Source organism: Leptospira bourretii, from assembly GCF_004770145.1.
In the GTDB taxonomy this organism is placed as follows: Bacteria; Spirochaetota; Leptospiria; order Leptospirales; family Leptospiraceae; genus Leptospira_A; species Leptospira_A bourretii.
On sequence record NZ_RQFW01000018.1, the window covers coordinates 368576 to 382417 of the forward strand.

Below are 13842 nucleotides of genomic sequence, written 5' to 3' on the forward strand. Positions count from 1 at the left end.
GTCCGTTATAATTTTATAATATTTCGAAATATAGTATTAGCAGTTTCTGCCATTACCTTTTGTTTATTTTCAATCTCAGAAAAATCACCAGTGCCTTTTGCTATAAAATCTTTGTGGACAGACTGCCATACGCGAAGCATCTCTAAAGTTGGTTCTAAATGAGTTTGGAAAGCAAAAACTTTGTTCTTATATGAAAACATTTGGTTTGCATAAAAATCACTCGCAAGCAAATGTTCCGCACCTACGGGAATATCAAATATATCTTCATGGAGATGAAAAGCAAGGATCGATTCTTTTTGAATTCCATTAAAAATCGCATGTTCTGGTTTTAATAAATGTAAATCAGAGAATCCCGTTTCAGGACCCTTTGTCCCTGGCCGAACATTGGCACCTAACGCCTTCGCAATGATTTGAGAACCCAAACAAATTCCAATTAATTTTTTATTTGGTAAGGCAACCACATTGTTCACAATGTCATAATAAGGTTTAAAAAATTCTTGTTCTTCTGGATCGGCGACTGATTGAGGGCCACCTAACATCACAATTAAATCAAAATTCAAATGAATTTCTGGCATCAAATGAATTCGTCTATCATATGCATTTTGGTAACTGATCCGATACCCGGCTTCACGAAGTAAGGGTTCTAAAATTCCTGGGCCTTCACAATCGATAAATCTTATGAATACTGCTCTCATAATGATTCCATTCCAAATTGATAACGAAAGAAATTAAACTTGGCATCCTTTCGAATGACATCCGGAGATGTTTGTTCCGAAATGGATCCCAAAAAATTATAATACAAGCGCATGGGTTTTGTAACAAACAACATAGTCTCAGGAGTTCCTGTGATCAAACTCCCTTCTTTGACACGGAAAGGTGGTTTCATAAACACAATGGGAACTCGGATATTTCTATTTTTGATTTCTGTATCCATTCTTGTTTTTGCCAACTGATACACCTCGCCAAACGGACGCTCATCGGTTATATCAGGAACAATTTGGTAAGGGTCGACAACCATGTATAAAGCTTTCGAAGGAAAGCGGCTTTCGATTTCTGCATGCAGAAGATTGAGTGCCGGTATCTCTTTCCAACAAGGAACACAATCAGGTGAGTATACATTGATGGCAATTTCCTCTTTTTCCAATTGGGAAAAAGAAATTTCAGCACCAGAGGCGGTAAGTCCGGCCCAAGACTCCTCTCCAAAATAAGAAGATTTTGCCGGGGCACAGCTAATGAGACATAAACTAACAGTTAAGATGAGGGAGGCTTTCATAAATCCCATATGTTGGACGGTCCTTCCCCATGGTTTGGACTAGGAGAAGGCCTGTAAAGCCAGTTTTCGAACTTTCCCTTGACATCTGACCCCCACCCCTCAGTCTGGTCTAACATTCCACTCACTTCCTCCAGGGAATCAAAGAAAATGAGCCAATCGCACAAAGAAGACTTCGATATCGTATCCTTAATAGAACTTTGCCGGGAAAAAAAATACGAAACTTGCGTGGCCGGTTTCAGCACGATCGACAAAATTGATAAGATCACTCTCCCTAAAAAATTAAAAAACCGTAAACTGACAGTGCAAGCTTTATATGCTCTGACAAATGATATGGTTCAGTGGAAATACCTTTCCTCTGAAGAAAAAGCTCTTCTCCAAGCAGAAAAAGACAAACTGGCAGGTGTTACATCCACAGCTGGAACTTCTTTTGCTCCTCATGCCGAAGAAGATATCGAAGAAGATTTTATCCCTGAAGAAGAAGCTCGTAAACCAGAACTTGAAGATGGTTTCGAAGACGAATTTGGTGACGATTCTGAGGATGACGAAGAAGAAGAGGATGATGACGATTTCGACGATGACTCTGATGACGATGATGATTCAGACGAGGATGATGAGGACTAGAGGTTACTCCCATTCCTCTAATCCCTCACTTTCAAAACAACCTTCTCCATAACTTTCAAACTTCCGATCATTTTTATCTACATTCACAAGTCTCCCCTGCAAAGGAGGCTTTGCGATTTCTTTCGACATTCAATGTTGATTCCATTCCCGTTGTCCTAGGTCTCGGTGCCTTACATGTAGTAAGATCTTTCATTGCCAATCCGAACCATCCCATCATTATCTTTTGGGAACCAGAAAAGGAAGTTTATGAATTAAATGAATTCCAATCGGAACTTGAAGATCTAAAAAACAAAGCTAAGGCCCAGGGTTGTTATTTATTTTTTGTCACTGGTACAACACCAAATTGGGCGGACCTCAAAACCATTGTCAAAAACACCCAAACGGAAGCGAATTCATCCCGATCCAAATGGAGGTTGTACATATCGCCAAGTTATGAACGTTTTTTTTCAGACTTGGTATCGGTTTGCAAAAACAATTTTCAATCGCAGTTTATTTCTAATGAAATCAATCAAAACACCATCGAACATTTCAGTAAGTTATGGACTCATAATTATTTAAAAAATAGAACCGGTCTGTTTTTTAACGATACAAACGTTCGTTGGTTTCAATCCTTCTCAGGTGAAAAAACATCTATTTTATTTTTGGGTGCAAGTCCAGGTTTAGAAATCGATCTTCCCACCATCCAAAAAAAACGTTCCACTTTTCTAATTTTTGCCAGTGATACTTCTATTGGTTATCTTTTGCCAAACGGTATTGTTCCTGATTATATTGTTTCGTTTGATTCTGGCCGGGGAACCACCTATCATTTTTTAACAGAAATTCCATCAAATATTCCCATCATTACTTGGTTAGGTGGAGCACCTTATATTTTTGAACTAAAAAATCCAAAATTTTTGGTCAATACGGGTCACCCACTCGATCAAATCCTGGAACATCTATTTCAAACTGGATTGGGAAAAAAATGGCCACATTATTCCAACCCTAGTTTGAATTTATTGGGAATGGTTTTATCGATGACAAACCAGATAAAAAACAGAGAATTTTTTGTAAGTGGGGTAAGTTATATGGCAGAACGTGGAAAATCCCATTGCATAGGAACTGGATACGAACGGTTTTATCTTCCAACCACGAATAGAAAAAAAAGTTTAGAACAAGTCACCAAACGACTGTATTCTGGTGAACGAAAAGGCAAAAATCAAATTGCCTGGGAACAAATGAATCAAAAGGAATCTGCTTTAAAGATTCAAAATCTCAAAGAAACAAATGGATCAAATCTAACATCTAAGCCAAAAGCAGAACATTTCCTAGAATCGTTTCAGGGTTTTCCCCCATCTATTACGGATCTGGCAAAGTGGGCTAACCAAGACCAATCCGGAATCATTCATAGAAAAACTCTTAATACTTGGTTGCGGTTTTCACTAAGTTAAGCTCCGAATAGAACTGGTATTTCTTGTAGATTCCACTCTGCTCGTTCTTTGTTTGCGGGAATTTGGTCAAAACCTTTTGTTTTTTTGGATTTCCCCTTAGGTCTTCTTTCCATATCCTCTAAAATTTTTTCTAACCTCTCTTGCATAAGCAAATGCAAATTCATTTGGTCTAACATTTCCATAGTGATTTCCTCCACTGATGTTCTCACTATACAATTTCCCTGGGACAAAATAGAAATTAGATGGGAAAAAAATATCTATTGCGTCCAAAAGAAATTAAAATATAAGAGTGTTACGGGAAAAGACGTTTGTGAATTTTCAAGATATTATTTCTCAATTAGAGACTGCAAAAGAATCCAGAATTAACTTTTACTTTGTTACAGAAGAACAAAATCAGGAGATATACGCATTGCTTGTCCATGTAATGGGGTATATGGACAAACTCTATTTAGTAGAAGTTATCTTTACCGTCCTAAAAGAACTCCTCATGAATGCCAATAAGGCAAATGCAAAACGCGATTACTTTACCCGTGAAAATTTAGACATCCAAAATGCTGGTGATTATGCGAAGGGAATGTCCCGATTCCAAGAAAACATCATCATGAAATGGAATGAACAATTGGATCGTTTGGAAGGCGGAAATTACTACATCAGTTTACTGATGAAAGTAGAAGGAAAGTCCATCCACTTCGCCGTAGAAAACAACGCACCCATCACAAAAGAAGAACTAGCACGGATTAATCGAAGGATCGAAGTGGCAAAGAACTACAACGATCTGTCGGATGCTTTCACCGATGTTTCGGACAGTACAGAATCGGCAGGTTTAGGATTAGTACTGATTCAACTCCTTTTAAAAAATTCAGGAATTGGTTCTGAAAAATTCAAAATCTTTACAAACGACAAAATAACACGCGCTACTCTATCTGTTCCCGAAGTCACAACCCCTGTCGAAATCCAAACAGATCTAAAAACAAAACTTCTAAATGAAATAGATGGATTACCTCCGCTACCGCATTCACTTACAAAAATCATTCAACTATGTAACAATCCTGATTCTGACTTACATATGATCTCGCAAGAAATCGAAAGAAACCCCGCACTTTCTGCTGATCTATTAAAACTATCCAACTCTGCTTTTTTTGCAAATCGAAGCCAAGTCAGTTCCATCTTACAAGCGGTCAAAGTTGTTGGCCTGAAAAATTTACGAAACCTACTCTATGTTTCTGGGGTCCGTAAAATTATGGATGGCCAATATGGTAAGATGATGGATGTTTGGGACCATTCCAGCCGATGCAGTTATTATGCGCGTTACTTGGCGACAGAAAACAATCATACAAATAAAATTGCAGACATCATTGCCGTCAGTGCCTTGTTACACGATATAGGAAAGTTCCTTTTACTTTCTGTGGACAGAGGTTTTTTCAAAAAAATCGAAACCTATCAAAGAGGAGTCGATTCTGGGAACTCAACTCTTTTAGAAGAGATGGCCATTGGACTGAGCCACCCGCAACTGGGGGCACTCCTAGCAGAAAAATGGGAATTCCCTCTCGACCTTCGTGTTGCCATCGAATACCATCACAAACCATTTTTAGCACCTGCCGAACTGCGTGATCTTGTCGAAGTCATTTATATGGCCAATATGATGGCCGATTATCATGAGCAGAAAAAAGGTTTTTATGCCATTGACAAAATCCTACTCGCAAAATTTAATTTAGATAATATCGATGTGTTCTCTGCTGCAGTGAATAAAATCGAACTTCTATTTAAAAAATCGAATGAGTGAAGTGATTCGTTTTGATTCTGTTTCGTTTGTAAGAACTGACAAAAAAATTTTAGACCAAGTTCATTTTTCCTTAAACCAAGGTGATTCTCTTGCCATCATCGGGAGAAACGGGGCGGGGAAAACAACACTCATCAATTTACTGTTTGGTTATTCCTGGCCCACTACTGGTTCCATTTCTGCCTTTGGAGAAACTTACGGGGAAACTCCGATGGCGCCTCTACAAAATCGAATTGGTATGGTGCAACCAGGCCACCAAGAAACCTTACTACAACGACTTACCACCTTTGAAATGGTTTTAACTGGAGTCATAGGAACTTTAGGACTTTATAAAGATCCAACAAAAGAACAAGAAAAAACAGCAGAATCTTTGTTAGCTTCCATTGGTTTAATTCATAAAAAAAATCAAATTTATTCCACACTCTCATCAGGGGAAAAAATGAAGGTTCTATTGTTAAGAGCTTTCGGCGTGGGAAAAGAAATTTTGGTGTTAGATGAACCGACTGCCACCTTAGACATTACAGCAAGAACTGACTTTGGCAGGTCATTGGCCCAATTAAAAAACGGAAACCCCCATCTCACAAGAATTCTCATCACCCATAGAATCGAAGAAATCCCAGAAGACTTTTCCAAAATACTTTTGTTAAAAGAAGGAAAAGTGATTAGTTTTGGGGAAAAAGCTAAAGTTTTAACAGATCAAAACTTATCCGATTTATATGATCTAGATTTACAAGTGAACCAAAACAAAGGACAGTATTCCGTTACTGTCCTTTCTTAAAAAAATCAAATTTCTAATCGAATGCTAATCAAAGACTGACTAGTTTGAATACATCGACTTTTCAATAAAGTTGGATGCACTACAACCTGCAGTTCCCACATCAGAGATGGTTTTGTCTTGTGCAATACAGAAGATTTTCCACCAACGATTCGAATGGTTTGGAGCAATGGAATAGTTTCTTACTTCTCCGACACTTCCCTTGAAGATCCGAACATTGGCTCCTGAAACTCCCATCAGTGCCTCACCAGACCAATTGTAGATACTGTAATAACGGTTTGGTTGGTTCCAAATGGATCCTTGGAGGGTGATGGTTTCTGGGCCGTATCCTGTTGTGATATCATAATCTAAACTACCATTCCCGGTACCGAGTGGAGTTTTGTTATTCCAAACAATACGGCTATTACCTGAATTTCCATATTGTAAATGCGAATCCAAATCTCGCGGTTTGGCACCCCAAGAAAGTACCACTCGCATTTCATTTTCAGGAAGGATTGGTGTGACAAGAATATTTTGGTTTGCTGGTGTTTCCGAACCTGCTGAAACAACTGTTCGATAAGTCGTTGCATAATTTTCGGAAATAGAAGTACAATCCCCTCTTTTTCCAGAACCAGATACCTCTAAGGTATAGTTTCCAGGTGGAACAGAAGGAATCACATAAGATCCGTCAGTTGATGTTTTGACACTTGGGATTGTGACTCCATTGGCATCAATGGCATATGAACCAGACTTTACATTCACGCCAGGTCGAATGCGCGCCGTTAGGTTACAAACACCGGTATTATATAGAGCTGAAAGTGCTCTTCCAGAAATGGATCCACTGGTTTGGCTTCCTGGAACAAAGGTAATGATATCAAAGTTTGTGGTGACATCGGCTTGGATGTCCACAATCCCTTCTACTGATGCGTAACCTGCCGAGACAAATCGGACTTTCCAACGACCTGCGTTGATATTAAATATCGTATACTGACTCGCATTAGAAAAAATCGTCGATCCAGTTGCAATGGATGCAGGCTGAACACCTGCTGATGGACGTAATGTGCCACCATTTGGATCCACAATTTCTAAAGAGTAAGTTCCAAGGAAAGAAAATCCCCCAGGAGTTCGCACTGATCCTGTTAAATGGCCACGACCATCATTTGTAATCACAGGAGTATTGACGACAACCGTTCCCCCACCAGTTCCCACTTCAACAGGGAAGTAAGTAGTGATTCCATTTTTTTCTACACGGAGTTGGTAAGAACCAGGCGAAAGGAATGGGAAACTATAACTTCCATTTGATTGTGAAGTGACAGATCCGACCACTTGGTCTGAACCAGAAGTTCTTGTGGAAGAAACAGAACAATTTGGAGAATCAAACCCACCAGAACAGTCACGATGAACATCTGCTGTAAAATTCCCACCCACAAGACGTCCGAGAGTCACAGTGGCACCACTTACATTTTGTGTGGAAACAGCATCTGTCACCACACCAGTAACAGTGGCCCTTGGGCTATGCATCACAGTTCCATTTACGTTATGTAAAACAGGAGAAGTGGCATATTGGTTGGTTGCCACAGAAGATGTATCCACTCGTAAACTACTGGATGATAAATAACTTGATTGGTAGGACGGAGCCACACGATCCACAACAATGAGTTGGTAGGAACTTTGTCGGAAATTATACTCTGTCCCAGAAATGATATCAACGGAAGCCGTATTGTCATTAGCTCTGGCAACACTTGGCGTTTGTGCTAAGGTTGTCGCAAGGCCTGAACCTAATTGGTATAAGGCATAACTCACTCGGCCAACTTCATCATTTGTAAACGGAGGAGGAAGGACAGCAGGCAATGCCACTACGTAAGAATTTCCACCAAAACTAAATTGGCCACCCGAAGTTGTCGTGATATGTGCTAAAGCAGAACCGTCGGAAGCAGTATTCCCTAACAATACAAGATAAAGTCCTGATTGAGCGGCATGAACTGAGTTGGCACTTGGAGCCGCATCACGAACCGAAATGGAACCGGCAATTTGAGAACGAGCTGCTATGGATGTCATAGAGATCGTTCCCGCATTATAGTTGTTACCGTTCAAACTAATTTGTAATGGATTTGATGAACAAGGGGAATTATTGGAACCACAATAATTTTCAAACCCAGGAGCCGAAATGTAATAGGCCCAAAGTCCACTGGCAGCAAGGAAAGATACTTCTTTTGTTGTCGGGTTGACTTCGTAGAGTTTGTTCCCGTAGGTTTGGTATGCCCATGGACCAGAACCTTGGTATGCAACCAAACAAGAAGCAGTTGGATTCACCGCACATGAACAAATCGACCCAGTTGGATTTACAGAACAATTGGTTCCTGCCACAGCACTTAAAGCTTCAATAATCCAAAGTTTGATTGCGTTTCCAAGAATTGGATCGTCTTTCAAATACAACAAACGAGAAGGAGCTTGGTTTGCGGAAGGTCTTACGTTGATGACTGTTCCTGCTACATGGTTTCCACTTGCATCTTTTACAAATCCCGTAACAAGTGAAGGTTTGGCAACAATGTAAATTGGATCAACCAGTGTTACGTTTTTGGTTCCTCCATTCGGAGAGGCAGTAAACAAAAAGGACTGTGATACCGTATAAAAAACAGGATTGGATACTTCCAAATAATAAACGCCATTGGTAAGGTAACTTCCTTCGATGGCAAAACTTCCATTTCCTGTAATTTGAACTGTTTGTAAAATAGCACCTTGTTCGTTCTTCAATTTAATCGTAAAAAGAGTAGTGGAATCAGAAGCAATTGCACCGTTCAGAATATTTCCAGTTAGGTGAAGATCACTTTCCGTTGCAGCCATCCAAGGAAGACTCGTTTCTCCCAAATCCACAACTGCCACAGTATTTGGATTGGTTCCAGGAAAGGTGAAGTGAATGAATTCTGTTGTATTCGCAAAAGGTTGCCCCGATACTTCTACAGAATCTCCAGAATAAACAACCGTATAATTACCATTAGGCAAGGGACTAATATTAATGACATAAGATCCGTTAGCATTGGTGACACCAGTTCCCACTGTGTTTCCGCTTGCATCCACAATCGAAACAGTGATCCCTGCAATGGGTCCTGCCGGTATAATGACACCGTCACCAGAAAACCCAGGGCTTGTGACCACTCCTACAAACTGAGCAGGACCTTGACCATAGTACAGACGTTCTGCGAGTAGATTTCCGACATTGACTAAAGTATAAGGATTTTGTGTAGGATCAAATACATAAGAAAAATCTTGGTAAGTATAATTGAGTCCAAAACCTGTATTGATCAGAACTCGGTAGTTATTGTTCGGAAGGTCACTAAGATCAAATTGGAACTTTCCATTTGATTCTGCATATGTGGAGGCAACGAGGGTATTGTTATCTCCATTGGCAACTTCGATCCTAACAGAGATTAAAGTAAGGTCGACACATCCAGGAGCTTGGGGAGCTCCAGGGTTTCCACAAATAACATTCGCAGGGACACCAGAAACGACAGGAACGATGGTTCCGATCACACGTGCTGGTCCGTGGTTTGGAACTTCTTGTTCGGAATTGTTGCCGGGAACTTCGTCAGGGTCTGTGACGCCGGTAGAATCACCGGGAGTAGGAAGAGGAACGCCGTTAGAGTCTGAAGGAGTGTCAAGTCCCCCACTGGAATCAGCCACTGCACCACCAGCTCCTAATAGGAACCAAAATGGCATCGATTTCTTTTTTCGGGAACACCCAACAAATACCAAAGAAATGAGAACGAGAACAGTGAAGATTCCTCGAACGCGCATAGACTTACCCTCTAATCAAATTCGCTTTGTGGCAGAACCACAGTCTTTCAAATGCACTTCGGGAAATACCTAAACCCCGCCGAAGTGTACCATTTGTAGTCTGTTTCCGTACAGAATGCAAATCTTTTTTAGGGGTATCGGCAAAAAATGAATAAAATTAACGAATCATAGGGAAAAATAACCCGGGAACTGAATTTCGATTGCCCTCGGCCCCCGTTTTTTAGCCTACTCATAGCGGAATATGTGGGAGAATTGGTTAACACCAGAACAATGGAAGCTCCTCATGATTCCCTTCACTTATGGGTTTGTGGGTTGGGTGACTAACTGGCTTGCTCTTAAAATGACCTTCTATCCGATCCAATTTGTGGGGATCCCTCCCTATTTGGGATGGCAGGGCATCATTCCGAGAAAGGCACATAAAATGGCAAGTAAGTCCGTTGATGTCATCACGGAACGCCTTCTCAACATCAAAGAAGTATTTTTAAAAGTAGATCCCAAAAAAGCAGAGTTAGTTTTTTTACCAGCACTTGAATCTAGCATTCGTTATACGATGAAGGAGTTCTCAGATAGTTTGGATCCAAAACTTTGGGATATGATTCCTGAAGTGGTTAGGGAAGAAATTTACCACAAGGTGAGAAGGGAAAGTGGAGTCACCATCCGAAAGGTGATTCGAAAATTTCAAAAGGACATTGATTCTTTATTTGATGTAAAGGCCTTAGTTTTAAAAAAACTTTCCGGTAATAATGTTGGTCTTGTGGTAGAACTTTTTAAAGAAGTAGGAGCTCCCGAGTTTCAGTTTATCGAAAGATCAGGGTTTTACTTTGGTTTTCTACTTGGCCTTGTTCAAATGATATTTATGATTTATTTTCCATTGGTATGGACCCTTCCCATCCAAGGAGTGATCGTTGGATATCTAACCAACTATCTTGCATTAGAGATGATCTTTCGTCCCCTTTTGCCTAAAAAGTTTTTAGGATTTTTTACTTACCAAGGTTTATTTTTAAAAAGACAATCCGAAGTTTCCAGACTCTATGCAAAACTAGTAAGTGAAAAAATTCTCACTCCAAAAAATATTTTATCTGAACTGATCTTTGGAAAAGCTTCTGCAGATATCATCAATATCATTCGCAAGGAAGTAATATCTCATGTAGACACAATTACTTTCTTAGCAAAACCAGCCCTTTTTGCAGCCGGGAAAATCGAAGAGTTTGATGCTGCCAAAGAAAGAATTGCCGTTGCAATGGCGGACAATGCAGTAGAAAAATCTTTTCATCTCGAGACTTACTTAGGTGAAGCTTTAGAGATAGAGAAGATGATGGGGGACCGAATGTCAGCCCTTCCTCCTAAGGAATTTGAGTCTATACTTAGGTCTGCATTCCAAGAAGATGAATTATTGTTAATTTTAGTAGGTGCCGCTCTCGGTGCTTTGGTTGGATGGTTTCAAATGGTGTTTATCGTATGACAAAAACTATTCTTATTACGGGAGGAAGTGGTGTTCTTGGAAAAGAACTATTGAATGGATTGATCGATGAGTATAAAATCATCGCCATCGGAAAAAACTATGCTAGTTTTCCAGACTCCATTCGTTTTCATAAAAATTTTAAATTTTATGAAAGGGATCTTTCTAAAATAGGTAACCAAGAAGAATTCTTAATTCCAGAATCTTTAGACTTAATCCTTCATTTGGCTGCCGTTGTGTCTGGGGCGAAAGTCACAGAAGAAATTTACCACCAAATAAATGTTAACTCCACAAAACTACTTGTAGAATTTGCAAAATCAAAAAATGTCCCTCACTTCGGATTTGTGAGTTCAGTTTCTGTCTACGGATCAAAAGAAATAAATCTAACTATCAACAGCGAACGCTTGGGTAAAACCATTTATGCAAAAACAAAAGCTTTGGCTGAAAATTACGTACTCAACTCCGGGAAACCATATTCTATATTTCGACTGGCAAGTATCTATGGCAAAGGAACAAAAAGTTTTATCTCCAAACTTCGTTCATTAACCAAACTAAGAATTTATCCTTATATTTCTTCAAATCGCAAAAAATCTCTCCTCCATATTGAAGATGCAACAAAAGCGCTTCTCACATGGACCAAACAGACATTAGATGGGAAGCCTGCAAAACCTGTTTATGTGTTTTCACATCCCGAATTTGTGACTGTAAACCAAGTGATCAAAACCTTTCAGGAATTAGGAATTGTAAAAGGTTTTCTTTTCCCCGTTCCCGTAGGTGGGATTTGGGCAGGATTTGTAGAATTCATTTTTCGCTCCCTCTCCTTTCTAAAGAAAAAACCATTTCACGGGTCTCCCCTACAACCCCTATTGGAATCAGTAGCCATTTATGATTCCGAGTCTTTTGAAAATTTAGGTTTTTTTCCAGAACGAGATTTACGAAAAGGGCTAGCCGACTATCAATAATCAAGGTACTAGGGGCCGATATTCTAAGTATGAAAAAGCGACTTTGCGTATTAGTTTTATTATGTCTTACTCTTTCTCATTTGGATGCAGCAACTTGGATAGAAGATTCTTTGAGTTTTGCATTTGAATATCCAAGGGGCTGGGCAAAGTCCGTTTTGCGATATCCCGATACAGTCCGGATCCAGTTTTCCAAAACCAATCGAGAAGCGATCCTGCAAATAGATGTGGCTCGAAGGACAAAGGACTATGATATCGATCGTTTTATCGAAGAAACGGTTGATACATTTTTAACAAAATACCCCGACTTGAAGTTAGTTCGCGAAAAAGTTTTGGAAAACGAAGTTGCTGGCTTTGATGAATCCGTCTTTGTTGTGTTACATTACACAGAACAAAAACAATTGGTTTCCAATAGATTTTTGTTTCATAGAAAAGGTGGATTGTATTATGTAATTCAAGCAAAAACACCTAGATCCCTTTTTGCAAAATACTCTAAAGATCTAGATCTAGTGATGAAGAGTTTTCGTAGAGAATCTCGAAGCAAAAACCGATGGCGTAACGATAGTTTGGCGCACCTCGATCCCATCAAAGATGAACGTATCATCCAATACGTATCCATTACGATCAGACCAATTGACTCTTACCCTCATGAACAAGGGGCTGTGAACAAACAAGAAGATGGTTGGTTGTTTTCAGTAGAAGGAAATAAAAAACCAAATCCAACAGACTGGGACAATCGAACCAAACCTTCTCAAAATGACAACGGTTATACGCCAGCAGACGTAAAACCAGACACCCCCACTTCCGATGAACCAGTGGTGATTCCTGATAGTTCTGGATTATAGTCCCTACTTCGCATTTTTTCCCAGAAAATCAATGGGAGAACCAATCGGAGCCCCCTGGAAATCTAGGGGAGCCTCCTCCTACTAAATCCAATCCAGGTCTCCAAAATCCAATTTCCCCTTGACGGAAATACAAAGGTTCCATTCATCGTATATTTACGATATACTATGGCTTTGAACAAAAAAACAGAATTTCCCGAAAACATCCAGAGGATGTCGTCTTTTACCAAACTTCTAAGCCATCCGGCAAGGCTTGCCATTTTGGAAGTTTTGGCCAAACGACAAACATGTGTTTGTGGAGAAATCGTTGAAATCCTCCCGCTAGCCCAATCAACAGTTTCCCAACATTTAAAAGAATTAAAAGAAGGTGGGCTTGTGAAAGGGGAAGTGGAAGGAACTTCTTCTTGTTACTGCATTGATTGGGAAAATTTATCAAAGGCCTATGAGGAATTTTCAGAACATATCGCACTCATCAAACAATACCAAACGAAACAAGAAGGAAGCTGTTGTGAATAAAACTAAAAATATTTTAATCCTTTGCACTGGGAATAGTTGCAGAAGCCAAATGGCAGAAGGTTGGATGCGATTTTATGCAAAGGAGAAAGCCAATGTTTATAGCGCAGGGATAGAAACCCACGGAGTCAATCCCAAAGCCATAACCACAATGAAAGAAGCGGGAATTGATATTTCTAAACATACTTCCAATCACATAAACGAATACAAAGACATTCCTTTTGATTTTATCATCACTGTTTGTGACCATGCAAAAGAAAATTGTCCCTACTTTCCTAGTGATGCCAAAAGACTACATCATAACTTTTCCGATCCTTCAAAATTAGTAGGAACAGAAGAAGAAGTAAAGGCTGCATTTGCGAAAACACGAGAAGAGATTCGAAATTACTGCGAAACTTTTGTAAACAAGGAACTATAGG

The 13842-nt window shown here is 39.7% G+C and carries 13 protein-coding genes; 9 read left to right on the top strand and 4 right to left on the bottom strand.

The genetic code is table 11. The features are described 5' to 3' along the window. Positions 1-5 precede the first annotated feature (5 nt). Positions 6-695 (bottom strand): type 1 glutamine amidotransferase, encoded by a 690-nt coding sequence (locus tag EHQ47_RS13705; RefSeq protein ID WP_135749807.1) that lies wholly within the window; start codon positions 693-695, stop codon positions 6-8. Next, positions 692-1273, bottom strand: coding sequence for a TlpA family protein disulfide reductase (locus EHQ47_RS13710; protein ID WP_244290354.1), 582 nt, complete (start codon positions 1271-1273; stop codon positions 692-694). Before EHQ47_RS13710 ends, EHQ47_RS13705 begins: the two co-directional genes overlap by 4 nt. Positions 1274-1420: 147 nt before the next feature. Here EHQ47_RS13710 and EHQ47_RS13715 point away from each other — a divergent pair, with 147 nt between their 5' ends. Continuing rightward, positions 1421-1894, top strand: a complete 474-nt coding sequence (locus EHQ47_RS13715) for a DNA primase (protein ID WP_135749805.1) — start codon at positions 1421-1423, stop codon at positions 1892-1894. A gap of 110 nt (positions 1895-2004) precedes the next feature. Beyond that, on the top strand, positions 2005-3321 hold the full coding sequence (locus tag EHQ47_RS13720; protein ID WP_135777380.1) for a 6-hydroxymethylpterin diphosphokinase MptE-like protein: 1317 nt from the start codon (positions 2005-2007) through the stop codon (positions 3319-3321). Here the strand turns inward: EHQ47_RS13720 and EHQ47_RS13725 are convergent. Further along, a complete protein-coding gene (locus EHQ47_RS13725) occupies positions 3318-3530 on the bottom strand; it encodes a hypothetical protein (protein ID WP_238837837.1) in 213 nt (70 codons plus the stop codon). The genes EHQ47_RS13720 and EHQ47_RS13725 overlap by 4 nt on opposite strands. Positions 3531-3631: 101 nt before the next feature. Here EHQ47_RS13725 and EHQ47_RS13730 point away from each other — a divergent pair, with 101 nt between their 5' ends. Both EHQ47_RS13730 and EHQ47_RS13735 read left to right on the top strand, forming a co-directional pair. Next, complete coding sequence (locus tag EHQ47_RS13730; protein ID WP_135749803.1) at positions 3632-5104, top strand: HDOD domain-containing protein; 1473 nt, start codon at positions 3632-3634, stop codon at positions 5102-5104. Next, entirely contained in the window at positions 5097-5879 is a 783-nt protein-coding gene (locus EHQ47_RS13735; RefSeq protein ID WP_135749802.1) for an ABC transporter ATP-binding protein, read from the top strand. Before EHQ47_RS13730 ends, EHQ47_RS13735 begins: the two co-directional genes overlap by 8 nt. 39 nt (positions 5880-5918) lie before the next feature. Here the strand turns inward: EHQ47_RS13735 and EHQ47_RS13740 are convergent, their stop codons facing one another. Beyond that, positions 5919-9650 (bottom strand): Cna protein B-type domain protein, encoded by a 3732-nt coding sequence (locus EHQ47_RS13740; protein ID WP_135749801.1) that lies wholly within the window; start codon positions 9648-9650, stop codon positions 5919-5921. A gap of 283 nt (positions 9651-9933) precedes the next feature. Between EHQ47_RS13740 and EHQ47_RS13745 the strand changes: the two genes are divergently transcribed. From EHQ47_RS13745 to EHQ47_RS13765, 5 genes are all read left to right on the top strand, one after another. Beyond that, positions 9934-11112, top strand: coding sequence for a DUF445 domain-containing protein (locus EHQ47_RS13745; protein WP_135749800.1), 1179 nt, complete (start codon positions 9934-9936; stop codon positions 11110-11112). Beyond that, positions 11109-12071, top strand: coding sequence for an NAD-dependent epimerase/dehydratase family protein (locus EHQ47_RS13750; protein ID WP_135777381.1), 963 nt, complete (start codon positions 11109-11111; stop codon positions 12069-12071). The genes EHQ47_RS13745 and EHQ47_RS13750 overlap by 4 nt, the downstream gene beginning before the upstream one ends. A gap of 29 nt (positions 12072-12100) precedes the next feature. Further along, positions 12101-12913, top strand: a complete 813-nt coding sequence (locus tag EHQ47_RS13755; protein ID WP_135749798.1) for a hypothetical protein — start codon at positions 12101-12103, stop codon at positions 12911-12913. A 165-nt stretch (positions 12914-13078) separates the two neighbouring features. Then, the gene (locus tag EHQ47_RS13760) at positions 13079-13426 is read left to right on the top strand and encodes an ArsR/SmtB family transcription factor (RefSeq protein WP_135749797.1); all 348 of its coding nucleotides are present in this window, start codon (positions 13079-13081) and stop codon (positions 13424-13426) included. Next, a complete protein-coding gene (locus EHQ47_RS13765; protein WP_135749796.1) occupies positions 13419-13841 on the top strand; it encodes an arsenate reductase ArsC in 423 nt (140 codons plus the stop codon). Before EHQ47_RS13760 ends, EHQ47_RS13765 begins: the two co-directional genes overlap by 8 nt. Position 13842 lies beyond the last annotated feature (1 nt).

What these genes read in the sequence shown, in the direction of transcription:
- EHQ47_RS13705 (WP_135749807.1), bottom strand. Translation starts at nt 695, where the DNA reads ATGAGAGCAGTATTCATAAGATTTATCGATTGTGAAGGCCCAGGAATT.
- EHQ47_RS13710 (WP_244290354.1), bottom strand. Translation starts at nt 1,273, where the DNA reads ATGAAAGCCTCCCTCATCTTAACTGTTAGTTTATGTCTCATTAGCTGT.
- EHQ47_RS13715 (WP_135749805.1), top strand. Translation starts at nt 1,421, where the DNA reads ATGAGCCAATCGCACAAAGAAGACTTCGATATCGTATCCTTAATAGAA.
- EHQ47_RS13735 (WP_135749802.1), top strand. Translation starts at nt 5,097, where the DNA reads ATGAGTGAAGTGATTCGTTTTGATTCTGTTTCGTTTGTAAGAACTGAC.
- EHQ47_RS13740 (WP_135749801.1), bottom strand. Translation starts at nt 9,650, where the DNA reads ATGCGCGTTCGAGGAATCTTCACTGTTCTCGTTCTCATTTCTTTGGTA.
- EHQ47_RS13745 (WP_135749800.1), top strand. Translation starts at nt 9,934, where the DNA reads ATGATTCCCTTCACTTATGGGTTTGTGGGTTGGGTGACTAACTGGCTT.
- EHQ47_RS13750 (WP_135777381.1), top strand. Translation starts at nt 11,109, where the DNA reads ATGACAAAAACTATTCTTATTACGGGAGGAAGTGGTGTTCTTGGAAAA.
- EHQ47_RS13755 (WP_135749798.1), top strand. Translation starts at nt 12,101, where the DNA reads ATGAAAAAGCGACTTTGCGTATTAGTTTTATTATGTCTTACTCTTTCT.
- EHQ47_RS13760 (WP_135749797.1), top strand. Translation starts at nt 13,079, where the DNA reads ATGGCTTTGAACAAAAAAACAGAATTTCCCGAAAACATCCAGAGGATG.